Below are 24737 nucleotides of genomic sequence, written 5' to 3'. Positions count from 1 at the left end.
TAAAGAATGTCGATAAAAAAAGTAATTTCAAATGATAATCGCCAATTAATTATAACTATTGAGGATAGTTTCGACTTTTCTTCGCATCAACAGTTTAGAAATGCGTATAGTGAATATAATATTGTCGGCAGCAAGGTTGTTGTCGATCTATCTAAAACCACTTATATGGATAGCTCAGCGTTAGGGATGCTTTTATTGCTAAAAGATCATGTTGAAGCGTTAACAGGGAAGCTTATTATTTTTAAACCTAATGCAACGGTTTTAAAAATATTAGAAATTGCCCAATTTCATCGTTTAATGAATATTGAGCCATAAAGGTTACTCTTGATGGCTGAGCCTAAAGTAAAACTCGCCTTGGTCGTTGATGACTCTCCTGTACAATGTGAAATTCTTAGCAAGTTATTACAAGAAGAAGGGTATAAAGTCTTCACTGCGAACGATGGTGCACGAGGCGTTTCTGCGTATATTAATTATCAACCCGATCTCGTGTTGATGGACATTAATATGCCTATTATGAATGGTTATGAGGCCGCCCGAAAGATCAAAAGTCTTTCTCAGAAAAATAGTTTATGTCCCCTAATTTTTATTACCAGTTTAGATACTGAACAAGCTTTTATCGACAGTATTGATGCCGGTGGTGACGGTATTCTTGTACGGCCATTTTCTCCTGATGTATTTAAGGCGAAAATTAAATCAATTCAACGGATTAATGACTTATATGGTCAGATTAAACAGCTACAGTTAATTCAACAAAAGGACGCTGAACTGGCAGAACAACTGATGGCTGACGTATTAGAGTCACGTAATTTCGGTTTAGATAAAATAGGCATGATTAAAAAACCTGCGGACCTGTTCAGTGGCGATATTCATTTATCATCATTAAGCCCTAATGGGGATGTGCATGTAATGTTAGGCGATTTTACCGGCCATGGTTTACGCGCCTCAATTGGTGCTATTCCATTAGCAGAGACATTTAGTTCTATGACTAAAAAGGGCTTTTCGTTAGCAGAGATTATTAGTCAGATTAATCAGCAACTATATCATTTATTACCTCGTGATTTATTTTTAGCGGCAAGTTTTGTTTCTATTTCTAACCATGACCAAACAGCCTGTATTTTTAATGCCGGCTTACCGGATACCTATTTATTTGATGAGCAAGGCGTTATTAAGCATCAAATTCCATCTAGTCATCCACCTATGGGGGTTTTACCTCGGTTATTAGATGATCATGTATCAACCATTGTTAGACTTTCTTTAACCGATACTCTGGTACTTATCAGTGATGGCATTATAGAAGCGAGAAATGTAACAGGTGAAATGTTTGGTACTTGTCGTTTTGAAAACGCGGCTAAACAAGGAATTATCCAGTCAAATATTTGTGATGAAGTGTTAGTCACTATCAATGACTTTTGTCAAGAAATGCCCCAAGAAGATGATATCTCGTTAATTGAAATTCCTTGCGATTTCGGGCAACAGACGTTTGCTTTGAATGAGCAAGAAAGTAAAGTAGACATTTTTTCAACGTCTGTGTCACCTCCCTCTAAAGTCACCGCAGCTTGGCAATGGGAATTAACATTAACCGGAGAACGATTGTCACAAGTTAACCCTATTCCAATGGCGATGAATCAAATTCAAGCAATGGAAGGGCATGCACAACATTGGCAAAATGTTTTTACTATTTTAACCGAGCTTTATATTAATGCTTTAGATCATGGTGTGTTGAAATTAAACTCACAACTAAAAAATTCTCCAGATGGTTTTTCCCAGTATTTTGTAGAAAGAGATCACCGATTGAAAACGTTAAATGAAGGATATTTATCTTTGTTGCTTTCTTATTTCCCTTTACAAAGTGGCGGTCGATTAAATATTGTCATCAAAGACAGCGGTAATGGTTTTGATGTTGATAAAGTCAGAGCACAATTTCTGACGTCAAAAGATATAAACAATCAACTTAGTGGTCGAGGTATTCAACTGGTTGAGCAATTATCTGAAAGCCTTATATATCAAGAAAATGGTACATTTGCGGAAGTCACTTACCTTTGGCATGTGTAAACCCGGTTAACACATCAAAGCGAGAGGTCAATTCACCATTCATTATTGTGTAAAACCATTGATGTTTGTTTTAAATAAATATAACTAATATTTAATCTACTGAGATTGCTTATAAGAAAAAGAAAAGGCATAGTTAATTTAAGCAACAAGTCATTTATTTATATTGATGAAACCATGACATCGATTAGAAAGCTATCTTCGAAAGGAAGGCTGACAGCTAAAGAAAAAGTAAAAACCGAACAAAGTGCATCAATAGATGAATCGTCGGGCGATAAAGTGGCGCTTGAAAAAAATACCTTACTCAATAGAAGAATATTGCTTGTTGAAGATAATCGAATAAATCAATCGATTATATTAGGTGTTCTAGGCAGTCTTTATTTAACTGCGGATATAGTAGAAGATGGCTTAGCTGCACTCCAACGTTTAAAGGAAAGCCAAGCACGCTATCAACTTATCTTGATGGATTGCTTCTTACCTAAATTAGATGGTTTTCAAACTACGAAATTGATTCGTCAAGGAGAAGTGGGACAGCATTATCAAGCAATTCCTATTATCGCGATAACTGCTAATGTAATGCAAAGCGATAAAGAAAAATGCTTAGCCTTTGGCATGAACGATTTCGTTAGTAAACCTATCAAAATTAAACGATTAGAAAAAATTATATACCGATGGCTAGAGGTGGACGAACTGACTCTCTCACAAGTTAAAAGGACTGTAACTTCATTGAACAATACGATTGTTAATTCGACAGACACTCAAGAAAATAAAACTCCTTCTGAACTTTGGTGCCAAGCTGAGTTTATGTTGGCAGCTCGCAACGATATTCAGTTGGCCAAAAAGCTTGTTTTATTATTTATTGATGATGCCCCAGCGTTATTAAATCAATTAAAAGTTTCCCTAGCCGATAGTAAAGTTGATGAAATCGTATCATATGCCCATAAACTTAAAGGTAGCGCTAGAAATTTAGGTGCTTTTAAATTAGGCCAAATTTGTCAAAAAATTGAAAATAATCCTCGATGTGAAGATAAAGAAGAGGTAAGTTTACAAATAAAGACATTATCGAAAGAGTTTGATTTGTTAATGAAAGCACTACAACGCTTTAATGGTAATTAATGACGTTAAATAGCTATAAATGATATGAAAAAGATAATTGTAATTTAAGAGACTTCAATGAAAAAAGTTAAAAAATATACCATATTAGCCGTTGATGATGCCAAAGATAGTCTACTGTTACTTGAGCATGATTTACAAGAAGCTGGATATCAAGTGATCACTTGTGAATCTGGTGATGAAGCACTGTCAATCTTACAAGAAAATCACATTAGTTTAGTTTTACTGGATATGCATATGCCGGGGATCTCAGGTTTAGTTACCCTGCAAGCCATGAAAGCGCAGTTAGATTTAGCGAGAATTCCGGTGATCATGCTTTCAGCTTCTGGCGATGAGGAACAAATCGTTGCTTCGTTAGAGTTTGGTGCAGATGATTATGTAACTAAACCTTATATTCCTAATGTTTTGTTAGCTAGAATGAGAAATTCTTTACGCTTAATGGAAAAAACTCGTCAACTTGAATCTTTAGCTTTAACGGATTTTTTAACGAAAGTTAATAATCGAGGCAACTTTCAAAGTTTAGTTCAGAAAATTATCAGTCAAGCTAAGCGTGATAAATATATAGTCTCAATGGCAATGTTTGATTTAGATTACTTTAAGCAAGTGAATGATAATTATGGACATGAAATTGGTGATAAAGCACTGATCAGTTTTGCTCGAATATTAAAAGATACTTTTCGTGATTACGACATAATTGGTCGAGTTGGTGGCGAAGAATTTGCCGTATGTTTACCTAATACGCATATTGAGGAAGTATACAATGCGTGTGAACGTTGTCGAAAATCTTTAGAGGCTCATGTACTATATTTTGACTATGAAGAATTAATGCGATTAGCCGATCATGGATTATATAAAGCGAAAAAAAATGGCAGGAACCAAACCGTGATAGAAGGGAGTTTTGGTATGGATGAAGCGGAATTTGGAGGAGAGAAACAAGATATGCGTAATATGGACGAAAAATATGCAGGAATTAATTATCACATTGGCCTTAATAATGTTTTAGGTGATGAAGGCTTATTTGAAGATATTTTAGTCATGTTTTACCAAGATCATGGCGATGATCATACTCATATACAAAAAGCCATTGAAGAGCATGACCAACGCAAATTAAAACATTTGGTCCACACAATTAAAGGTGTGTCATGTTCAATAGGAGCCATGAATTTATTCGATATGTGTAAAGCGTTTGATATTGCTGTTAATGAGGATAAAACTGAACAATACCAAGCACTTTTTGCGCCATTAAAAGACGAACTAATCAAAGTGACATCGGGTATAAAAGTTCATTTATCTGAAAAAGTATAAGACGCCCAATGTTAACTAAACGTCGGTGTTAATACTTATTCGATGATCAAACGAATATTTGAAGCGGGGATGCAACAGCAAGGTAATATTTCATTTTCGCCGACAAAAGCCAGCGGCTCCCCATTAGGATAGTGGATTTTTCCCTCGGCTAAGGTCACACGACATGCACCACAAAATCCATCACGGCAGTGATAGTGAACTTCGACATTATTTTTTTCTAAATTATTTAATAATGTCTTATCGTTAGGATCAAAATTAATGTTTTGTTCTTCCACCGTGATGATAAACGTATTGTTCATCGCATCGTCGCTAGGTACTTTAGCATTAGTCATTAAGCTTTCTCGACATAGGGTAATTTGTCATGAAAGAGGTAACATAATTCAAAATGCTAAAGTAAATAGCAGGGGACATTTTTAAAGGTCAAAATCATCAAAATCGTTACTAGATACTGAAGAGTCAACTTGCCCAACAAGATAGCTTGAAATTTCAGTTTCTTGTGGAGCTACTTGAACATTATCACTGACCAAATAGGCGTTCATCCAAGGTAATGGATTACTCTTAATCGCAAAAGGAGCGTCAAAGCCGATGGCGGCTAATCGTTGATTACTGATATATTCGATATACTGATTTAAAATTTCAGCGTTTAAGCCAATCATAGAGCCATCTTTGAAAAGATATTGTGCCCATTCTTTTTCTTGATCAACCACATCGATAAAAATTTGTAAGCCTTCATCTTTTAGAGTTTCAGCAATTTCTTTCATTTCGGGATCGTCTTTGCCCGAAATCCAGTTATTTAAAATATGTTGAGTACCTGTTAAGTGCAAGGCTTCATCACGGGCAATCAGTTTAATTATTTTCGCGTTACCTTCGAGTAATTCACGTTCAGCAAAAGCAAAAGAACAGGCAAAGCTAACATAAAAGCGGATTGCTTCTAAAGCATTTACTGAGCAAATCGCCAGAAACAAGCGTTCTTTTAATTTACGTTGGGTTACTTCAATACTTTCCCCGTTTACGTCATAAACCCCTTCGCCTTGTGATTGCAGAAGTTGTGTTGTGATGATCACATCATCAAAGTATTTAGCGATACTGCTCGCGCGTTTTAAAATAGCTGGATTGACAACGATATCGTCAAATACTTCACTTGGGTCGGTAAATAAATTACGTAATATGTGCGTATAAGAACGTGAATGAATGGTCTCACTAAACGCCCATGTTTCTACCCAAGTTTCAACTTCAGGTAAGGATACTAACGGCAATAGAACGGCGTTAACAGAGCGTGCTGCCATACTATCTAATAAGGTTTGGTACTTTAAATTTGAAATAAAGATATGTTTTTCAGAACTGGTTAATCCTTGCCAATCTGCTCTGTCTTTTGATACATCAATTTCTTCAGGGCGCCAAAAAAATGATAATTGCTTTTCAATCAGCTTTTCAAAAGCAACATAACGTTGCTGATCGTAGCGCGAGACATTTACACTATTTCCCAAAAACATCGGCTCTAATAAAGCATTGTTGGGAGTTTGGTTAAATGTACTGTAGGTCATGTAGTGCTCCTAGAAACAATAATCTTTTGCATTGTTTCAACATATCTAAAGGATAAATTGTTATTATTTTAGTGTTTTATTCATTGAAAGAATAACGCTTAATTATTGATAATTAAGCGTTTAAATAGCATTTATATTTTACAAGCGCCGCCGGCACAGTCGTCACTTTCAACTTCAACCTGATCATCAGCACCATCTCGGGTATTGTGATAATACATCGTTTTCACACCAAGTTTATAAGCGGTAAGTAGGTCTTTTAGAATTTGTTTGACCGGTACTTTACCCCCTTCAAATTTAGAAGGATCATAATTGGTGTTGGCAGAAATCGTTTGATCAACAAATTTTTGCATAATACCAACAAGTTGTAAGTAACCTTCATTATTTGGAATATTCCATAATAACTCATAGTTATCTTTTAGTTTTTCATACTCAGGTACAACTTGTTTTAAAATACCATCTTTACTTGCTTTTACGCTGATCAAACCACGAGGAGGCTCGATACCGTTGGTGGCATTTGATATTTGCGATGATGTTTCTGATGGCATCAAAGCGGAAACTGTTGAATTTCTTACACCATGTTTTTTAATGCTTTCTCGTAATCCTTCCCAATCTAAATGTAAAGGCTCGCCAGTGATATTATCGATTTCTTTTTTATAAGTATCGATAGGTAAAATACCTTGCGATAGACGAGTTTCATTGAACTTAGGACAAGCGCCTTGTTCAATGGCTAACTTATTTGATGCTTGTAATAAATAGAACTGAATGGCTTCAAACGTTCTGTGCGTTAAGTTATTCGCACTCCCGTTTGAGTAAAAAACACCATTTTTTGCTAAGTAATAAGCGTAATTTATAACGCCTATACCTAAGGTTCTTCGGCCAAAAGTTGCATTTTCAGCGGCTGGCATTGGGTAATCTTGATAATCTAATAAATTATCTAATGCTCGCACAGCTAAATCGGCTAAACCTTCTAATTCATCTAAGCTTTCAATCGCACCTAAATTGAACGCTGATAACGTACAAAGGGCTATTTCACCTTCGGGATCATTAATGTCATTTAATGGTTTCGTTGGTAAGGCAATCTCTAAACAAAGGTTACTTTGTCTAATTGGCGCAACTTCTGGATTAAATGGGCTATGAGTATTACAGTGATCAACGTTTTGTAAATAAATACGACCTGTACTTGCACGCTCTTGAGCAAATAACGTAAATAATTCAATTGCTTTAATGCACTTTTTACGAATAGAGTCATCAGCTTCATATTGTAAATATAAACGTTCAAATTCATCTTGATCTTCGAAAAAGGCATCATATAAACCAGGTACATCACTTGGACTAAATAACGTAATGGATTCACCTTTGATTAATCGTTGATACATGACTTTATTAAACTGAACACCGTAATCTAAGTGACGAACACGGTTTTCTTCAACACCACGGTTATTTTTTAGTACCAGTAAACTTTCAACTTCTAAATGCCAAAGTGGGTAAAATAGGGTAGCAGCACCACCACGTACACCGCCTTGAGAACAGCTTTTAACCGCTGTTTGAAAGTGTTTATAAAAAGGGATACAACCTGTGTGAAACGCTTCACCATTTCGAATAGAGCTACCTAATGCGCGAATTCTTCCCGCATTAATACCAATACCAGCACGTTGAGATACATATTTAACAATTGAGCTTGAGGCGGCATTAATCGAATCTAAACTATCACCACATTCAATTAAAACACATGAAGAAAACTGGCGGGTAGGTGTTCGTACCCCAGCCATTATTGGCGTTGGTAATGAAATTTTAAATGTAGAGATTGCGTTATAAAAACCTTCGATATAGCTTAAACGCGTCTCTTGAGGGTATTTTGCAAATAAACAAGCAGCGACCAATATATACAAAAATTGAGCGCTTTCGTAAATTTCACCAGTAACGCGGTTTTGAACTAAATATTTACCTTCTAGCTGCTTAACGGCCGCGTAGCTAAAATTTAAATCTCGGCGGTGATCTAAAAAGCTTTCCATTTGTTCGAATTCTTCTTGCGTATAATCGGCAAGCAAATGTTGATCATATTTTCCTAATTCAACAAGATTCACCACATGTGGATATAATTTAGGTGGCTCAAATTGTCCGTAAGCTTTTTTCCGTAAATGGAATATCGCTAAACGTGCAGACAAAAACTGATAATCAGGGGTCTCCTCTGAAATTAAATCAGCTGCTGCTTTGATGATGGTTTCATGAATATCTTCGGTTTTAATACCGTCATAAAATTGAATATGAGATTTCAGTTCTACCTGCGAGACAGATACATTATCTAAGTCTTCAGCAGCCCAAGCGATCACTTGGTGAATTTTCTCTAAATCGATGGGTTCTTTTTCGCCGTTACGCTTGGTTACAAAAAGATTGTTAGTCATGAAAAACCTGTTTATTAATTTTATTGTTTTAATTATTTAGGTGGATATTTACGGAAGATGGGCAAAATTCAGCAATGCACTACATCTTGGGTGTAAACATAAAACTGATCACAAGATAATGAGGTTTAAGCTTTATTGCAAGCACTAAAAAAGGCGATATTTTGCTCTAGATAAACCCGTTTAAATCTATGTTAGTGACAACTAACTTAGTATGGTCTTTTCAATTTGATTTTTGCGAAACGCAATATCTTTTTACATTTTTTTTTATCACGAAAACATCAGTATATTTATTTTAGTGATAATTTTACTATCTATATTACGTTTGGTAATATGATTTAAATTATCTTTTTAATTCAATCATTTACAGTAATTGCTTTATAAGTAGTCAGTTGTCGATTATCTAATCAATAATAAATCTTGTGGGGATTTTAGAATGTAATCTGCTTGCCACTCATGAATATTATCTGTGGATTTAATATATCCCCATTGTGCAACGAATGTTTTCATACCTGCTCGATTACCTGCTTCTATATCTCTTATGGCATCGCCAACATAAAGACAGTGCTTTGGATCAACTTTTATGGTTTCGCATGCATAAAATAAAGGTTCAGGATCTGGTTTTCTTTGCGGTAAAGTATCGCCCCCTACCATAACTGCACATTGCTCAAGTTCAATGAAAGAGGGCAGTAATTGTTTTGTTAAACCCTCGGGCTTATTGGTTACTATTCCCCAAGGGATATTGTCGGTATTTAAACGGGTTAATAACTCGGTCACACCAGGATATAAACAAGTCTGTCGAGCAATATTTTCTTGATAAAAATTCAAAAACTGTGTTCTTAATACATCATAATCATAGTTTTTCAATTGTGAATTAAAGCCTAATGTTAATAAGCCTAATGCACCATCTGAAGCGACGGGTCGATAAATCGCTTGTGGGACCTCGGGTAAATGATATTTACGCAATACAAAATTTAATGCTTCACCTAAATCATTGGCGGTATCTAATAAAGTACCGTCAAGATCAAAGAGTACCGCTTGGGTATTGTTGAGGACATCGCTTGGTGTTTTTATCGTCATGGTTAAACCTTTTGACAACATAAAATATAGTTGACGTCTAATGATTCAATTAATTTATGATTTTCGGTTAACGGATTGTAATGGATACCTGCAGCATCAATACATTTTAAATCATTTGCTTCGGCCCAACTTATTAATTGTGAGGGGCGAATAAAATGTGCATGGTCATGCGTACCATCAGGCACCAATTTAAACACTTTTTCTGCAGCAACTATCGCTAATAAATAAGACTTGATGGTTTTATTTAATGTAGAGAAGAATACGTAACCGCCTGGTTTCACCATCTTACTGCAAGCTTGAATAATAGAGGCAGGATCAGGAACATGTTCGAGCATTTCCATACAGGTAACCACATCGAAAAATTCTGGATGATGTTCTGCTTTCTCTTCAGCGGTAATTTTTTCATAGTTTACTTTTACATTGGCTTCAAGGGCGTGAAGTTTTGCTACATTTAAAGGCTCTTCTCCCATATCTATACCAGTTACCTGAGCACCTAATTTCGCTAAACTCTCGGCCAGAATACCGCCACCACAACCAACATCTATTATCGTTTTACCATAAATGTTTTGGGCATGCTGAATGATAAATTGTCGTCTTAAAGGATTGATTTGATGTAAGGGTTTAAAATCGCCATCTAATTCCCACCATTGGCTGGCTACTTTTTCAAACTTAGCAATTTCTTCTTGATTTACGTTTTGTTGATTAGACATATGCAGAGACATTCAAATAAAGATGAAATGCATTCTAAACCAAAGAGATTAATTCGACTAGTAAATGAAAAAGTTAGTTTAATAAATCTTAAATCGTAATTGTATCCGGATTGTTTAATTATCGACCATTTATTTAACTCTATGAATAAATTGAACTAAATTGGTAAGTATTCGGTTTATCCCAGGGTTTTTATCTTAAATCACTTTGTTTAAAATTATCACTTGAATTACATCGCTAACCAAAGCAGAATGTGATGTTATAAAGCAGTATAGTCTCATTGTTTTTTATGATAATATCGCTGCGATTTTAACAATAATAATTTCCAAATTCACATTTAGGGATACCGTCGTTATATGACCGATCTGGCAAAAAATATTGCACCAGTCAATATTGAAGATGAGCTTAAAAGCTCCTATTTAGATTATGCAATGAGCGTAATTGTAGGACGAGCGTTACCTGACGTTCGAGATGGTTTAAAACCAGTGCATCGCCGAGTTCTTTTTGCGATGAATGTTTTAGGTAATGACTATAACAAACCTTACAAAAAATCAGCCCGTGTGGTTGGTGATGTAATCGGTAAATATCACCCACATGGTGATACTGCTGTATACGATACTATTGTTCGCATGGCACAAGATTTCTCCATGCGTTACATGTTAGTTGACGGTCAAGGTAACTTTGGCTCTGTTGACGGTGATTCTGCAGCCGCAATGCGTTACACCGAAATTAGAATGAACAAAATATCTCATTCAATTTTGGCTGATCTTGATAAAGAAACGGTAGACTTTGTACCTAACTATGATGGTACTGAACATATTCCTGCGGTGATGCCTACACGCATTCCTGCTTTATTGGTGAATGGTTCTTCTGGTATCGCGGTTGGTATGGCGACTAATATTCCGCCACACAATTTAACCGAAGTGATTAATGGCTGTTTAGCGTTAATTGAAAATAGCGATATTACTATTGATGAGTTGTTAACCCATATTCCAGGTCCTGATTTCCCTACATCGGGTATTATCAGTGGCCGAGCTGGCATAGAAGAAGCTTATAAAACCGGTCGCGGTAAAATAAAAATTCGTGCCCGTGCTGAAATTGAAGTCAATGAAAACTCAGGCAAAGAAACCATCGTAGTACATGAACTTCCTTATCAGGTGAACAAAGCTCGTTTAATTGAAAAAATGGCTGAGCTTGTTAAAGAAAAACGTTTAGAAGGTATTTCTGCGTTACGTGATGAGTCTGATAAAGACGGCATGCGTATGGTCATTGAAGTAAAACGTGGTGATGTCGGTGAAGTGGTTTTAAATAACTTATACAAACTGACTCAAATGCAAGTGTCTTTTGGCTTAAATATGGTGGCGTTAACTAATGGCCAACCTAAATTATTTAACTTAAAAGAAATGCTTGAAGCCTTTGTGCTTCATCGTCGTGAAGTCGTCACTCGTCGTACGATTTTCGAATTACGTAAAGCACGTGACCGCGCGCATATCTTAGAAGGTTTGTCGATAGCGTTAGCGAACATCGACCCTATAATTAAGTTGATTAAAGAATCAAGTAACCGTAAAGAAGCCGAAGAAAAATTAATTGCTCAAGGTTGGGAACTTGGAAATGTTAGTGGCATGCTTGAAAGTGCCGGTACTGACGCTGCACGTCCTGAGTGGTTAGAGCCACAATATGGCATTCGTGAAGGTTTGTATTATTTAACGGCTGAACAAGCAAAAGCAATTGTTGATTTACAATTGTATAAATTGTCAGGCATGGAACACGAAAAAATTCTAAGTGAGTACAAAGCGTTATTAGACCTTATTGGTGAATTAATGCATATTCTTGCTAGCCCAGAGCGTTTAATGGAAGTTATCCGCGAAGAATTAGAATTAATTCGAGATGAGTTTGGCGATGAACGCCGTACCGAAATTACCAATGCGTCACATGATTTATCTTTAGAAGACTTAATTTGTGAAGAAGATGTGGTCGTTACGCTTTCAAGTGAAGGCTACGTAAAATATCAAATATTATCCGATTACCAAGCGCAACGTCGAGGTGGTAAAGGTAAAGCGGCAACGAAGATGAAAGAAGAAGATTTCATCGAACGTTTATTAGTTGCCAATACGCATGACACTATTTTATGTTTTTCAAATCGCGGTAAGTTATATTGGTTGAAAGTTTACCAATTACCATTAGCAAGTAGAACGGCACGTGGTCGTCCAATTGTTAATTTATTACCTCTTGAAGAAAACGAACGTATCACGGCTATTTTACCGGTACGTGAATACGAAGATGATAAGTTTATTATCATGGCAACTGCTTCTGGTACAGTTAAGAAAACGCCTTTAACAGCGTATTCTAATCAACGTGCTAACGGTATTATTGCCTTGAATTTACGCGATGATGACACTTTAATTGGTGTTGATATCACCAATGGTGAAAATGACATTATGTTGTTCTCAGATGCGGGTAAAGTGGTTCGTTTCAATGAAAAAGCTCGAGATAGCGAAACAGGTGAAGTGAAAATTGACCCTGAAACCGGTGAAGAAATTCATGCGTTAAGAGCGATGGGACGTACAGCAACGGGTGTTCGTGGTATCAAGCTTGAAGGCGAACAGAAAGTTGTTTCACTGATTGTTCCTAAGAACGATGGCGCCATTTTGACTATCACGCAAAATGGTTACGGCAAACGTACTGATTTAGCTGAATATCCAGCGAAAAGTCGTGCAACCAAAGGTGTCGTATCAATTAAAGTCAGTGATCGAAACGGTCCTGTTGTTGGTGCTGTACAAGTGGAAGATCTTGATGAAATCATGTTAATCACTGATAACGGTACTTTAGTTCGTACGCGCGTTAATGAAGTAAGTATCATTGGTCGTAATACGCAAGGTGTTCGTATAATCCGCACAACGGAAGAAGAACATGTTGTCGCGTTACAACGCATTGATGAAATTGAAGAAGATGACTCAATTATTGAAGGTGAAGTAACAGAGGGTGAAACATCTGAAACTTCAACTGAAGAACCGTCATCGGAACAAACACCTGATCCTGAGAATGATGAAAATCTCAGTGATGGTGAAAACGAATAGTTAACACTGCAAACCAGAAAAATAGGCGGTGTTAACCGCCTATTTTTTTGTGTAAAAAACACATATTCATTTTATATTTTATTATTAAGGTTTTAGTTTCTCATGTCTGTTGTCTATAATTTTTGTGCTGGTCCCGCAATGTTACCCACCCAAGTGATGAAGAAAGCTCAACAAGAGTTTATTAATTGGCAAGATACGGGCTGTTCAGTCATGGAGTTAAGTCATCGAAGTAAAGATTTTATGGCACTGGCTGATGAAGCGGAGAAAAATTTACGTGAATTAATGGCCATCCCACAAAACTACAAGGTGCTCTTTTGTCACGGCGGTGGTCGAGGACAGTTTTCAGCCGTTCCCTTAAATTTATTACCTGCAGGTGGTAAAGCTGATTATGTTGTTTCTGGCTCTTGGTCGAAAGCCGCGGCAAAAGAAGCTGAAAATTTTGGTGAAATAAATGTACTGAATGTTGTAGAAGAAATTGACGGTAAAACAGTTGTAAAACCTTCCGCTCAATGGGACATATCCAAAGATTCTGCTTATGTTCATTATTGCCCGAATGAAACCGTTGACGGCATTGAAATGTTCGATATTCCTGATTTTGGTGATATTCCTCTTGTAGCAGATATGTCATCGACAATTTTATCTCATCAAATCGATGTCAGTAAGTTTGGGGTAATTTACGCAGGCGCGCAAAAAAATATCGGACCTTCAGGGTTAACCATCGTTATCGTGCGGGAAGATTTATTAGGTAAGGCTCGTCAAGAGACTCCTTGTATTATGAATTATAAAACCAGTGCCGATAATGACTCAATGTATAACACTCCACCAACTTACGCGTGGTACTTAGCAGGTTTAGTATTTGAATGGTTAAAAAGTGTAGGTGGTGTTAGCGCTATTGAAAGCATTAATCAACGTAAAGCTCAACTTATCTATGATTATGTCGATCAAAGTTCTTTCTATAAAAATAGTATCGCCAACGAGTTTCGCAGTCGCATGAATGTGCCTTTTTGGCTGGAAGATGAATCATTAAACGATGAATTTTTACGCCAAGCAGAGTCGCAAGGCTTATTGGCATTAAAAGGGCACCGTATTGTCGGTGGCATGCGCGCTAGTATTTATAATGCTATGCCTTTAGCGGGTGTCGAAAAACTAGTTGCCTTTATGAAAAACTTTGAACAGGGGATTAAATAATATGGAACAGTTAACACTAAATCCAATCGATAAAATTCAAGGTGAAGTTTTTCTGCCTGGTTCAAAAAGTTTATCTAATCGCGCTTTATTAATTGCTGCACTTGCTAAAGGTGAAACTAAAATCACCAACCTTTTGGTTAGTGACGACATTAATCATATGTTAGATGCTTTAAAAATATTAAATATCAATTATACGCTTAGCGATTGCGGTACTGAATGTACGGTTGTTGGTAATGGCGGTTTTTTCAATGTTGATTCAGCCGTTGAATTGTATTTAGGCAATGCAGGAACTGCAATGCGTCCTTTGTGTGCCGCATTAGCCGCCAGTCAAGGGGAATTCATTCTAACAGGCGAGCCAAGAATGAAAGAAAGACCAATTGGTCACTTAGTTAATGCATTAACACAACTTGAAGCTGATATAGAATATCTAGAAAACCCTGACTATCCGCCGGTAAAAATCAAAGGGAAGGCATTAACGGGGAGTCAAGTAAGTATTGATGGCTCTATCTCTAGTCAATTTCTAACCGCAATTTTAATGATCACCCCTTTGTTGACTACAGATACACAAATTAATATAGAAGGTGAGTTAGTGTCAAAACCTTATATTGATATCACACTCAATATAATGAGTCGCTTTGGTGTAGAAGTGCACAATAACAATTATCAATCATTTAGTGTGAAAGGTAATCAAAGTTATCAAGCCGTTGAAAAATATATGGTAGAAGGTGATGCATCTTCTGCGTCTTATTTTTTAGCTGCTGGAGCGATTAAAGGCGGCGAAGTCACGGTACATGGTGTCGGTAAATTAAGTGTTCAAGGTGATAAACATTTTGCTGATGTTCTTGAAAAAATGGGCGCTGAAGTTACTTGGCAAGATGAGTCAATCACGGTAAAAGGTAAACCACTTGTCAGCGTTGATATGGATATGAATCATATCCCTGATGCAGCGATGACTATTGCAACGACTGCACTGTTTGCGAAAGGTACCACCACTATTAGTAATATTTATAATTGGCGGGTCAAAGAAACCGATCGCTTAGCTGCAATGGCGACAGAATTACGGAAAGTCGGTGCTGAAGTGATTGAAGGTGATGATTTTATTACGATCACGCCGCCAACTAAACTTCAACATGCAGAAATTGATACCTACAATGATCATCGAGTGGCCATGTGTTTCTCATTAGTCGCGTTAAGTGATACACCTGTCACGATTAATGACCCTAAATGTACAGCAAAAACTTTTCCTGATTATTTTGAAAAATTGGCGCAAGTTTCTTGCTAATTTTGTTACAGAATAATTTTATACGCGATTTTGCTATTCAAATCCCGTATAATGCCGCCGATTTTCGACTTTAGGAGAAAAATGCATGCAGGAAAATGTACCTGTAATCACTATTGATGGACCAAGTGGTGCTGGCAAAGGAACCGCTGCTCGACTAGTTGCAGAGCAGTTAGGTTGGCATTTACTAGATAGTGGTGCTATTTACCGTGTTTTAGCTGTAGCAACACAACATCATCATCTAACTATTGATGAGGAAGAACCATTAATTCCTATTGCCGCTCATTTAGATGTGCAATTTGAAATATCTCACGAGGGTGAAAGTAAAGTTATCCTCGAAGGTGAAGACGTTACTAACAGTATTCGTACCGAAGAAATAGGTGCTATTGCCTCAAAAGTGGCAGCCTTCCCAAGAGTGAGAGAAGCATTATTACGTCGTCAAAGAGCGTTCAAAGTTTCTCCAGGGCTTGTCGCTGATGGAAGAGATATGGGAACGGTGGTGTTTATCGATGCTCCGGTGAAAGTATTTTTAACGGCAAGCGCAGAAGAACGAGCTGAGCGTCGTTTTAATCAGTTGAAAGCAAAAGGCTTTGATGTTAAAATCGGGCGCCTTTTGGATGACATACGTCAGCGAGATGAGCGAGATGAAAACCGTAAGGTTGCTCCGCTGGTCCCAGCAGAAGGTGCGTTAATAGTTGATTCTACTGAACTTTCTATAGTAGAAGTAGTCAGGAAAATCCTTTCATTTGCGAATGAAAAATTAACACAAACGACTAATATTAAATAAAAATATTAGTGAAATTACCTAACGTAAGGATGCATTAGGTCTTATTAACAACCCCATGAAACATGTAAGTTGATTGGATTTAAAAAATATTGAGCAATTAATGCTCTAGAGACATTATGACTGAAAATTTTGCACAACTTTTTGAAGAAAGTTTAAAAGAAATCGAAACACGTCCCGGTTCAATTATTAAAGGAACTGTGGTAGCCATCAACAAAGACAACGTTTTAGTTGACGCAGGCTTAAAATCTGAATCTGTAATCTCTATCGATCAGTTTAAAAACACTGCTGGTGAAGTAGAAATTAATGTTGGTGACGAAATTGATGTTGCATTAGATGCAACTGATGATGGTTTCGGTGAGACAATTCTTTCTCGTGAAAAAGCAAAACGTCACGAAGCTTGGCAAGTGCTTGAAAAAGCATACGAAGAAAAAGAAACTGTTATCGGTGTTATCAACGGTAAAGTTAAAGGTGGTTTCACGGTTGAAGTTAGCAATATTCGTGCTTTCTTACCGGGTTCATTAGTTGATGTACGTCCAGTACGTGACACAGCTCACCTTGAAGGTAAAGATTTAGAATTCAAAGTTATTAAGCTTGATCAAAAGCGTAATAACGTTGTTGTTTCTCGTCGCGCAGTTATCGAATCAGAAAGCAGCGTAGAACGTGACGCATTATTAGAATCGTTAGCTGAAGGTATCGAAGTTAAAGGTATCGTTAAGAACTTAACTGATTACGGTGCGTTTGTTGATTTAGGCGGCATTGACGGCCTATTACACATTACAGATATGGCTTGGAAGCGCGTTAAGCACCCAAGTGAAATCGTAAATGTTGGCGATGAAATACAAGTTAAAGTATTGAAATTTGACCGTGAGCGCACTCGTGTTTCTCTAGGTATGAAGCAGTTAGGTGAAGATCCATGGGTAGCAATTGCTAAGCGTTACCCTGAAGGTGCTAAACTTTCTGGTCGCGTGACTAACTTAACTGACTACGGTTGTTTTGTTGAAATCCAAGAAGGCGTTGAAGGTTTAGTTCACGTTTCTGAAATGGATTGGACAAACAAAAACATCCACCCATCTAAAGTTGTTAACTTAGGCGATACTGTTGAAGTAATGGTATTAGAAATTGACGAAGAACGTCGTCGTATTTCTCTTGGTCTTAAACAATGTATCCCGAACCCTTGGGAAGAGTTTGCTAAAAACTTCAACAAAGGTGATAAAGTATCAGGTAAGATCAAGTCAATTACTGACTTTGGTATCTTCATTGGTCTTGACGGTGGCATTGATGGTTTGGTTCACTTATCTGACATTTCATGGGCTGGCGGTGAAGAAGCTGTTCGTGAATACAAGAAAGGTGATGAAATTTCTGCTGTGGTACTTCAAGTTGACCCAGAACGTGAGCGTATCTCGTTAGGTGTTAAGCAAACTGAAGATGATCCATTTAATCAATACCTTGCAGATAACAAAAAAGGTGCTATTGTTACAGGTAAGGTAGTTGAAGTAGACGCTAAAGGTGCTAAGATTGAATTAGTAGAAGGCGTTGAAGGTTACTTACGTGTTTCAGACATCTCTCGTGATCGTATCGAAGATGCAAGCACTGAATTATCTGTTGGTGATAGTGTTGAAACTAAGTTTATGGGTGTTGATCGTAAGAACCGCACTATTAGCTTATCAATCAAAGCGAAAGATCAAGCAGATGAGCGTGAAGCAATGGATAACTTAAACCAAGAAGAAGATACTGGTTTAAGTGCTATGGCTGCAGCGTTCAAAAACGCTAAAAATTAATTTTTAGCTGGGACAGAGAAAAGTTTTAAATAAAACTTTTCTCTATTTTAATTTCCATTGGCGTGATGCTATATGACACTGGGGGGTCGAATGACCAAATCAGAACTCATTGAAAGATTAGCGGATAAACTTAATCATTTATCTGCAAAAGATGTAGAACAAGCAATTAAAGAAATTCTTGAAATGATGGCACAAACCTTATCCAAAGGTGAGCGCATAGAAATCAGAGGCTTTGGTAGTTTCTCTTTGCATTATCGTGCACCACGCGTTGGTAGGAACCCTAAAACTGGTGAGTCAGTTGAACTTGCTGGAAAATATGTTCCACACTTTAAACCCGGCAAAGAATTACGTGAAAGGGTAAATCTGTCCTTAACGTAATCGAAAAATTATATGAAAACGGCATGCTTTAGCATGCCTTTTTTTTGTTTATATTATCAAAATGAACGGTGAATACTTTGAAAATATATATAACCTTAATCTTAGTGATTACCTTACTTGTTATTGCCTTTGTCTTTGGTAGTCAAAATAACCAAATGATCACCTTAAATTATATTATTGCTCGAGCAGAATTATCTGTCGCAGCAGCAGTAAGCTTGTTTACTATTATTGGTTTTTTCCTTGGTATATTTTTTTCACTCTTGTGGAAATTTGTACGAATGGTAAAACCTAAGCCAATTAGCAATAAAGGTTAAAACACGCCAATGTTAGAACTACTTTTCCTTTTATTACCAGTAGCCATGGGCTATGGCTGGTTTATGGGAAGAAACAGTGTTAAACAAAATGATCATTCAGCCAAACAAGATTTATCGATTAAGTATTCCACTGGTTTAAATTATCTTTTATCTAATCAACAAGATAAAGCCATTGAATTTTTGTTAGAAACATTAAAAGTTGAAGATGATACGGTTGAAGCGCATTTCGCGATGGCTAATTTGTTTCGTAAACGAGGCGAATTAGACAGAGCACTGAAAGTTCATGAACACTTAGTCAGGCAAAAGCATTTACCGTCTAAAGCTAAACAACAGGCGGCATTTGAGCTCGGCAAAGACTTTCTTAGTGCCGGTTTGTATGACCGCGCTGAAACAATGTTTCATAAATTATTAAAATCGAAAGATTTTAATTTGAAATCATTAAGTTATTTATTACAAATTTATCAATCGACCAAAGATTGGCAACATGGTTTAGAGTTAAATAAAGCCATTGCCAAGTCAAACGATAAAAAACTACTTCATACTTTAGCTAACTTTTATTGCGAACTTGCGACTTTAGCTTTAGAAAAAGATGAATTTATTGAAGTATTAGAATTATTAGAAAATGCACTTAAATATGACCCTAACTCTTGTCGAGCCAATTGGCTCATGGCAAAAATTTATGAAAACCATCAACAATTTGATGAAGCTTGTCAGTGTTACAAAGATATTTATACGCAAGATAAAGACTTTTTTCCTGATGTTATTGAGCAAATGCACAGTTGTTATCAACAACTTAATGACGAAGATGAATTCTATCAATTTATAAAAAAAGTATACGATGAAACCGGTGGCAGTAGTGCCCTGATCAAATATTTGTCGTTTGTTGAAAACAAGCATGGTTTAAAAAAAGCACAAGACTATATGTTATCAGCTTTAAAAAGGCGTCCTACTATCAGGGGCTTTAAACATTTTATAAAAATGCAGATGAACGAGCAAAGTTCACCACAAGAAAATGAAAATTTAGATATGATCAAAGAATTAATATCGTCATATTTAAGTGTTAAACAACGATACAGTTGTTGTAATTGTGGTTTTAGTAGCAGCACCCACTATTGGTCGTGCCCATCATGTCATGATTGGGAACAATTGAAACCTGTGCGTGGCCTAGAAGGCGAGTAGAAATTAACTTTGCCATCAGAAAAACTATTTCTTTGTCAAAAGTACTCACTGACTACCGTCAGCTCCGTGCTTTTTCCTCGAACTAATTTTCTCTGATTTAAAACTTAATACCTACTAAAATAAATAATTAGTGTTAAAAATTAAGGAAAAAGTATGAATGATCCAAAAGTAGTAGTCGCATTAGATTTTGATAATCAAGCTGATGCATTTGCTTTTGTTGATAAAATCCAACCCAGTGACTGTCGATTAAAAGTCGGCAAAGAAATGTTCACTTATTTTGGTCCTGACTTTGTAAAAGCATTAGTCGATCGAGGTTTTGATGTTTTTCTTGATCTAAAATTTCATGATATTCCGAATACCGTTGCTAAAGCGGTTACGGCAGCAGCTGAATTAGGCGTTTGGATGGTGAATGTTCATGCTTCAGGTGGGCTTGCCATGATGCAGAAAGCCAAAGAAGCGTTAGCGCCATATGGCGACAAAGCCCCGTTATTAATAGCCGTTACTGTATTAACCAGTATGAGTGAAGATGATTTAATTGGTTTAGGTATTACCAAATCACCTGGAGAACAAGTGCAGCACTTGGCAAACCTAACTAAACTTGCCGGGCTTGACGGTGTAGTATGTTCGGCACAAGAAGCTGAAACACTTAAAAATAACCTGGGTAAAGATTTTAAACTGATCACGCCAGGAATTCGTCCTTTAGGCGCGAGTGTCGATGACCAAAAACGTATTATGACGCCAGAACAAGCTATCGATGTGGGTGTTGATTACTTAGTTATAGGTCGGCCTATTACTCAGGCCGCAGAGCCTCAAAAAGTATTACAAGACATCAATTTATCAATCAAATAATATTTCATTTCGTTGAAATGTTCTTCGTATATAAATTAACGGCTAAATAGCAAACTATTTGGCCGTTAGTAAAAATCAAAGCATTAGATTATCGTGATAAACCAATTATCACGTTTACTTTGTTAATTGGTTAGCCAAGACATTAAAATCAAACTCTTTTAGTAAGTGAACAAGCTTAATTAGTGGTAATCCTATTAACGTATTTGGGTCGTCGCCTTCAAGTTTTTTAAATAAGCAGATCCCTAATCCTTCACTTTTGAAACTTCCGGCACAATTGAGTGGTTGTTCGGAATTAATATAATCAATTATTTCTTGCTGACTAAGCGTATTAAAATGTACATGAAACGGTTCAACTAATGATTTCACCTGATTATTTTGACCGTTCAATACACAAAGCCCCGTATAAAAGGTGACTTTTTTACCACTAAATTGAGTTAATTGTTTTACGGCATTCTCAAAGGTGTGAGGTTTACCTAGAATTTCATTATCACAAACAGCGACTTGATCAGAGCCAATTACTATGCTTTCGGGGGATTGTTTTGCTACAGCCGCAGCTTTGTCAATGGCTAAACGTTCAACATGCGCTTGTGGAGTTTCATTTAGCTTGGGGGTTTCATCTGTCTCAGGTTTGGCACATGTAAAGCTAATATTGAGTTTTTCTAATAAACTTTTTCTAAAAGGCGAGGTTGACGCCAAAATAATAGATTTAGTATTCATTTCGTAAATATCACACAAAAATTAATCAGTTTCTGCTAATATGAGGGCTATATTGAAAATTTAAACAAATTTAGTTATTTTTCTTTTGACAGCAGGCCTTAACGGCTTTATTATGCGCGCCTTATGCAGAATCTTAAGCTTCCGATCACAATTGACCCTTATAGAAGCGCACAGCGAAGTCTGGAGTGTGAAGGGATATTTGAAACTTCGGGAATGAACAGATTGCTTGCTGCTTGTGAGAGCAGTAGTGAGCATGTGCATGTTAAAGTAGAGTTTGGTGTGGATGAACTTGGTTTGGTATTTATATCAGCAAAGGGGTCGGCAACGGTTGTTTTAACATGTCAGCGGTGTACTGAAGCATTTGAGCATAAACTTTTAATAGACTTTGTTTTTAGTCCAGTAAAAGATGAAGAAGCCGCTGAAAATTTGCCGTCATATTATGACGCAATTGAATTAGATGAAAATGGTGAAGTTAACTTGCGAGATTTAGTGGAAGAAGAGTTGTTACTCGTTATTCCGTTAATTCCTAGGCATGAACTTAAGGACTGTCAGTCACCATCTGATAGTGTTTGGGGACAATTGCCTGTTGAGCATGAGAAGCCGAATCCATTTGACGTATTAAAAAAACTTAAGTAACTCGTTTGAGTTCACAATTGATTTTAGGAGTTAGGAAATGGCAGTTCAAAAGAGCAAGAAGTCTCGTTCAAGACGTGGCATGCGCCGTTCACACGATGCTTTAACAGCAGAGAATTTATCAGTTGATCCAGTATCTGGTGAAACACACCGTCGTCATCACGTAACAGCTGATGGCTTCTACAAAGGTGTTAAAGTAATCGCTAAATAAGCTTTTACTTGGTAGAAAATATTTTGAATGATCTAACCATAGCGTTAGATGTTATGGGGGGCGATAAAGGCCCCCTTGTAACGATCCCTGCAGCAATTCTTGCAATTCAAAAATCACAAAGATTACATCTTATTCTTTGTGGTGATGAAAACATTATTCAAGAGTTGTTATCTGCGCATAAAGTGTTAACCCACCCTCAGTTATCTATATTATCAACTTCAGAAGTTGTTACTATGGATGAAAAGCCTAGTTCGGCCCTTCGCAACAAAAAAAACTCTTCGATGCGTAAAGCATTAGATCTCGTAAAAGAAGGCAAAGCTCAAGCATGTGTAAGTGCCGGTAACACAGGGGCATTATTTGCGACAGCCCATTATGTGTTAAAAACACTGCCAGGAGTTGAAAGGCCCGCACTTATCTCTTCATTACCCACTCACGAAGATAATAAACATGTATTTATGCTTGATTTAGGAGCAAATGTTTTTTGTGACTCAACTATTTTATATCAATTCGGTGTCATGGGATCTGCCATGGCAGAAGAAGTTGATGGAGTTGAGAAACCTCGAATCGCCTTATTGAATATGGGGGAAGAAGACATAAAAGGTAGTGATCACATTAAAATGGCAGCAAGCCAGCTTCAACAAAACAGCTCGATCAACTATGTTGGTTTCATCGAAGGTAATGATATTTTCACTAATAAAGCGGATGTCATTGTTTGTGATGGTTTTGTCGGCAATGTTGCCTTGAAAACTTGTGAAGGTGTTGCAAAACTTGTTTATGAAAAACTAAAGCATGTGCTTTCAAAGCATTTATTTGCGCGTTTTATCGGCAAATTACTGGCTACTTCCTTAAAAAAATTGTTTAAACCCTTGAACCCCGACCAGTATAATGGTGCAAGTCTGATAGGATTGCGCGGTATTGTGATCAAGAGTCATGGTAATGCGAGTGTTTTAGCATTCGAATCAGCTATTTCTGAAGCCATGAAAGAAGTAGAACGCCAAGTGCCAATGAAAATTAAAAATAAACTCGCTTTGGGGTTAACGGACAAATAAGTCGGTGCGTATTGATAAGAAGTTAATAAATAAATTGACTAAAAGTCGATCGTCTTAATTCACAGTCATTAAAAATTTCGTTGTTACTGTTTATTTGCTATTGCATCTTTATAAATGCGCAGACAGTAACATTATATGTTTAAATCGTTTAGGTATTACAATGAAAAATAATCTAGCCTTTATCTTTCCAGGACAAGGTTCTCAAAGTGTATCAATGTTGAGTGACTTTGCTGAACATTCTGTTGTGCAATCAACATTTTCTGAAGCATCGCAATCTTTAGGGTATGACCTTTGGCAGTTAATTAGTGAAGGTCCGGCAGAAAAACTCAACCAAACTAATTTTACCCAACCAGCGTTATTAACGGCGAGTGTTGCAATATGGCGATTATGGCACTCAGAAAATGAGTCTACACCGTCAGTTATTGCTGGTCATAGTTTAGGCGAATACTCGGCATTGGTTTGTGCAGGAGTTTTGTCGTTAGCCGATGGTGTCAAGCTGGTTGAAAAACGTGGTGAGTTTATGCAAGCTTCTGTACCTGAAGGTGTCGGGGCCATGGCCGCTGTTATTGGCTTAAGTGATGATAAAATCATTGAAGCATGTGCACTGGCAGCAGAACAACAAGTGGTTTCTGCGGTGAATTTTAATTCACCTGGTCAAGTAGTTATTGCGGGCAATAAAGAAGCGGTAGAGCGTGCTGGCTTATTATGTAAAGAAGCGGGCGCTAAGCGTGTGCTTCCACTTCCCGTCAGTGTTCCGTCTCACTGTGCATTAATGAAAGATGCCGCTGATAAATTAGCTCAAGAATTTAATACCGTTACGTTTCACCAACCCAATATTCCCGTGATAAATAATGTTGATGTCGCTGTTGAAAATGATATAGAAGCAATAAAACAAGCTTTGATCAAACAGCTCTATAGCCCAGTTAGATGGACAGAAACCATTGAGTTATTAGCTGAAAAGGGTGTTGATACTGCTGTAGAAGCAGGGCCAGGAAAAGTATTACAAGGATTAGTTAAAAGAATTAATAAAACCATTACATGTGTTTCAGTGAATGATAATGCTTCATTATCAAAAGCAAAAGAATTAATAAAATAGGAAA

The 24737-nt window shown here is 36.9% G+C and carries 23 protein-coding genes; 17 read left to right on the top strand and 6 right to left on the bottom strand.

Features of this window, described 5'->3' with window-relative positions:
* The first annotated feature begins 6 nt into the window (after positions 1–6).
* From ABXH06_RS06075 to ABXH06_RS06060, 4 genes are all read left to right on the top strand, one after another.
* Entirely contained in the window at positions 7–315 is a 309-nt protein-coding gene (locus ABXH06_RS06075) for an STAS domain-containing protein (RefSeq protein ID WP_353517616.1), read from the top strand.
* Positions 316–327: 12 nt separating this feature from the next.
* The gene (locus tag ABXH06_RS06070) at positions 328–2052 is read left to right on the top strand and encodes a SpoIIE family protein phosphatase (RefSeq protein ID WP_353517615.1); all 1725 of its coding nucleotides are present in this window, start codon (positions 328–330) and stop codon (positions 2050–2052) included.
* Positions 2053–2226: 174 nt separating this feature from the next.
* A complete protein-coding gene (locus tag ABXH06_RS06065) occupies positions 2227–3165 on the top strand; it encodes a response regulator (protein ID WP_353517614.1) in 939 nt (312 codons plus the stop codon).
* Positions 3166–3222: 57 nt separating this feature from the next.
* Positions 3223–4467, top strand: a complete 1245-nt coding sequence (locus tag ABXH06_RS06060) for a diguanylate cyclase (RefSeq protein WP_353517613.1) — start codon at positions 3223–3225, stop codon at positions 4465–4467.
* Positions 4468–4502: 35 nt separating this feature from the next.
* Here the strand turns inward: ABXH06_RS06060 and yfaE are convergent, their stop codons facing one another.
* From yfaE to ubiG, 5 genes are all read right to left on the bottom strand, one after another.
* Positions 4503–4799, bottom strand: coding sequence for a class I ribonucleotide reductase maintenance protein YfaE (yfaE, locus tag ABXH06_RS06055; RefSeq protein WP_503012486.1), 297 nt, complete (start codon positions 4797–4799; stop codon positions 4503–4505).
* A gap of 81 nt (positions 4800–4880) precedes the next feature.
* Positions 4881–6011: a class Ia ribonucleoside-diphosphate reductase subunit beta gene (gene nrdB, locus ABXH06_RS06050; RefSeq protein WP_311575846.1), complete on the bottom strand. Its 1131-nt coding sequence runs from the start codon at positions 6009–6011 to the stop codon at positions 4881–4883.
* Between the two features lie 131 nt (positions 6012–6142).
* The gene (gene nrdA / locus ABXH06_RS06045) at positions 6143–8413 is read right to left on the bottom strand and encodes a class 1a ribonucleoside-diphosphate reductase subunit alpha (RefSeq protein ID WP_353517612.1); all 2271 of its coding nucleotides are present in this window, start codon (positions 8411–8413) and stop codon (positions 6143–6145) included.
* 396 nt (positions 8414–8809) lie between these two features.
* Positions 8810–9490, bottom strand: a complete 681-nt coding sequence (locus ABXH06_RS06040; RefSeq protein WP_353517611.1) for an HAD family hydrolase — start codon at positions 9488–9490, stop codon at positions 8810–8812.
* 2 nt (positions 9491–9492) lie between these two features.
* Entirely contained in the window at positions 9493–10200 is a 708-nt protein-coding gene (gene ubiG / locus ABXH06_RS06035; RefSeq protein ID WP_311575839.1) for a bifunctional 2-polyprenyl-6-hydroxyphenol methylase/3-demethylubiquinol 3-O-methyltransferase UbiG, read from the bottom strand.
* 354 nt (positions 10201–10554) lie between these two features.
* Here ubiG and gyrA point away from each other — a divergent pair, with 354 nt between their 5' ends.
* From gyrA to pyrF, 9 genes are all read left to right on the top strand, one after another.
* Complete coding sequence (gyrA, locus tag ABXH06_RS06030) at positions 10555–13275, top strand: DNA topoisomerase (ATP-hydrolyzing) subunit A (RefSeq protein WP_353517610.1); 2721 nt, start codon at positions 10555–10557, stop codon at positions 13273–13275.
* A gap of 102 nt (positions 13276–13377) precedes the next feature.
* On the top strand, positions 13378–14463 hold the full coding sequence (gene serC, locus ABXH06_RS06025; RefSeq protein WP_353517609.1) for a 3-phosphoserine/phosphohydroxythreonine transaminase: 1086 nt from the start codon (positions 13378–13380) through the stop codon (positions 14461–14463).
* A 1-nt stretch (position 14464) separates the two neighbouring features.
* On the top strand, positions 14465–15745 hold the full coding sequence (aroA, locus tag ABXH06_RS06020) for a 3-phosphoshikimate 1-carboxyvinyltransferase (RefSeq protein WP_353517608.1): 1281 nt from the start codon (positions 14465–14467) through the stop codon (positions 15743–15745).
* An 85-nt stretch (positions 15746–15830) separates the two neighbouring features.
* Positions 15831–16529 carry a (d)CMP kinase gene (gene cmk / locus ABXH06_RS06015; protein WP_353517607.1) on the top strand — a complete coding sequence of 233 codons (699 nt, stop codon included), beginning with the start codon at positions 15831–15833 and terminating at the stop codon, positions 16527–16529.
* 116 nt (positions 16530–16645) lie between these two features.
* A complete protein-coding gene (gene rpsA, locus ABXH06_RS06010; RefSeq protein ID WP_311575828.1) occupies positions 16646–18307 on the top strand; it encodes a 30S ribosomal protein S1 in 1662 nt (553 codons plus the stop codon).
* Between the two features lie 90 nt (positions 18308–18397).
* A complete protein-coding gene (gene ihfB, locus ABXH06_RS06005) occupies positions 18398–18685 on the top strand; it encodes an integration host factor subunit beta (protein WP_311575826.1) in 288 nt (95 codons plus the stop codon).
* A 77-nt stretch (positions 18686–18762) separates the two neighbouring features.
* A complete protein-coding gene (locus ABXH06_RS06000; RefSeq protein WP_353517606.1) occupies positions 18763–18999 on the top strand; it encodes a lipopolysaccharide assembly protein LapA domain-containing protein in 237 nt (78 codons plus the stop codon).
* Positions 19000–19008: 9 nt separating this feature from the next.
* Entirely contained in the window at positions 19009–20178 is a 1170-nt protein-coding gene (lapB, locus tag ABXH06_RS05995) for a lipopolysaccharide assembly protein LapB (protein WP_311575822.1), read from the top strand.
* A 153-nt stretch (positions 20179–20331) separates the two neighbouring features.
* A complete protein-coding gene (pyrF, locus tag ABXH06_RS05990; RefSeq protein WP_353517605.1) occupies positions 20332–21027 on the top strand; it encodes an orotidine-5'-phosphate decarboxylase in 696 nt (231 codons plus the stop codon).
* A 114-nt stretch (positions 21028–21141) separates the two neighbouring features.
* On the opposite strand, the gene ABXH06_RS05985 is transcribed toward pyrF, so the two are convergent.
* Positions 21142–21744 carry a Maf family protein gene (locus ABXH06_RS05985; RefSeq protein WP_353517604.1) on the bottom strand — a complete coding sequence of 201 codons (603 nt, stop codon included), beginning with the start codon at positions 21742–21744 and terminating at the stop codon, positions 21142–21144.
* 123 nt (positions 21745–21867) lie between these two features.
* On the opposite strand from ABXH06_RS05985, the gene yceD reads away from it, so the two are divergent.
* From yceD to fabD, 4 genes are all read left to right on the top strand, one after another.
* Complete coding sequence (yceD, locus tag ABXH06_RS05980) at positions 21868–22380, top strand: 23S rRNA accumulation protein YceD (RefSeq protein ID WP_311575815.1); 513 nt, start codon at positions 21868–21870, stop codon at positions 22378–22380.
* Positions 22381–22417: 37 nt separating this feature from the next.
* Positions 22418–22588, top strand: coding sequence for a 50S ribosomal protein L32 (gene rpmF, locus ABXH06_RS05975; protein ID WP_116000475.1), 171 nt, complete (start codon positions 22418–22420; stop codon positions 22586–22588).
* 20 nt (positions 22589–22608) lie between these two features.
* The gene (gene plsX / locus ABXH06_RS05970) at positions 22609–23637 is read left to right on the top strand and encodes a phosphate acyltransferase PlsX (protein ID WP_353517762.1); all 1029 of its coding nucleotides are present in this window, start codon (positions 22609–22611) and stop codon (positions 23635–23637) included.
* A 160-nt stretch (positions 23638–23797) separates the two neighbouring features.
* Positions 23798–24733, top strand: a complete 936-nt coding sequence (gene fabD / locus ABXH06_RS05965) for an ACP S-malonyltransferase (RefSeq protein ID WP_353517603.1) — start codon at positions 23798–23800, stop codon at positions 24731–24733.
* Positions 24734–24737 lie beyond the last annotated feature (4 nt).

This window comes from Thalassotalea sp. SU-HH00458, assembly GCF_040362795.1.
GTDB lineage: Bacteria > Pseudomonadota > Gammaproteobacteria > Enterobacterales > Alteromonadaceae > Thalassotalea_H > Thalassotalea_H castellviae.
The sequence above is the reverse complement of the archived record's forward strand: the minus strand, read 5'-3'. Positions and strand labels throughout refer to the sequence as shown.

What these genes read in the sequence shown, in the direction of transcription:
- ABXH06_RS06040 (WP_353517611.1), bottom strand. Translation starts at nt 9,490, where the DNA reads ATGACGATAAAAACACCAAGCGATGTCCTCAACAATACCCAAGCGGTA.
- fabD (WP_353517603.1), top strand. Translation starts at nt 23,798, where the DNA reads ATGAAAAATAATCTAGCCTTTATCTTTCCAGGACAAGGTTCTCAAAGT.
- pyrF (WP_353517605.1), top strand. Translation starts at nt 20,332, where the DNA reads ATGAATGATCCAAAAGTAGTAGTCGCATTAGATTTTGATAATCAAGCT.
- ABXH06_RS06070 (WP_353517615.1), top strand. Translation starts at nt 328, where the DNA reads ATGGCTGAGCCTAAAGTAAAACTCGCCTTGGTCGTTGATGACTCTCCT.
- nrdB (WP_311575846.1), bottom strand. Translation starts at nt 6,011, where the DNA reads ATGACCTACAGTACATTTAACCAAACTCCCAACAATGCTTTATTAGAG.
- yfaE (WP_503012486.1), bottom strand. Translation starts at nt 4,799, where the DNA reads ATGACTAATGCTAAAGTACCTAGCGACGATGCGATGAACAATACGTTT.
- ABXH06_RS06065 (WP_353517614.1), top strand. Translation starts at nt 2,227, where the DNA reads ATGACATCGATTAGAAAGCTATCTTCGAAAGGAAGGCTGACAGCTAAA.
- nrdA (WP_353517612.1), bottom strand. Translation starts at nt 8,413, where the DNA reads ATGACTAACAATCTTTTTGTAACCAAGCGTAACGGCGAAAAAGAACCC.
- yceD (WP_311575815.1), top strand. Translation starts at nt 21,868, where the DNA reads ATGCAGAATCTTAAGCTTCCGATCACAATTGACCCTTATAGAAGCGCA.
- ABXH06_RS05985 (WP_353517604.1), bottom strand. Translation starts at nt 21,744, where the DNA reads ATGAATACTAAATCTATTATTTTGGCGTCAACCTCGCCTTTTAGAAAA.
- rpsA (WP_311575828.1), top strand. Translation starts at nt 16,646, where the DNA reads ATGACTGAAAATTTTGCACAACTTTTTGAAGAAAGTTTAAAAGAAATC.
- ihfB (WP_311575826.1), top strand. Translation starts at nt 18,398, where the DNA reads ATGACCAAATCAGAACTCATTGAAAGATTAGCGGATAAACTTAATCAT.
- rpmF (WP_116000475.1), top strand. Translation starts at nt 22,418, where the DNA reads ATGGCAGTTCAAAAGAGCAAGAAGTCTCGTTCAAGACGTGGCATGCGC.
- ubiG (WP_311575839.1), bottom strand. Translation starts at nt 10,200, where the DNA reads ATGTCTAATCAACAAAACGTAAATCAAGAAGAAATTGCTAAGTTTGAA.
- gyrA (WP_353517610.1), top strand. Translation starts at nt 10,555, where the DNA reads ATGACCGATCTGGCAAAAAATATTGCACCAGTCAATATTGAAGATGAG.
- ABXH06_RS06075 (WP_353517616.1), top strand. Translation starts at nt 7, where the DNA reads ATGTCGATAAAAAAAGTAATTTCAAATGATAATCGCCAATTAATTATA.
- serC (WP_353517609.1), top strand. Translation starts at nt 13,378, where the DNA reads ATGTCTGTTGTCTATAATTTTTGTGCTGGTCCCGCAATGTTACCCACC.
- aroA (WP_353517608.1), top strand. Translation starts at nt 14,465, where the DNA reads ATGGAACAGTTAACACTAAATCCAATCGATAAAATTCAAGGTGAAGTT.
- ABXH06_RS06060 (WP_353517613.1), top strand. Translation starts at nt 3,223, where the DNA reads ATGAAAAAAGTTAAAAAATATACCATATTAGCCGTTGATGATGCCAAA.
- lapB (WP_311575822.1), top strand. Translation starts at nt 19,009, where the DNA reads ATGTTAGAACTACTTTTCCTTTTATTACCAGTAGCCATGGGCTATGGC.
- cmk (WP_353517607.1), top strand. Translation starts at nt 15,831, where the DNA reads ATGCAGGAAAATGTACCTGTAATCACTATTGATGGACCAAGTGGTGCT.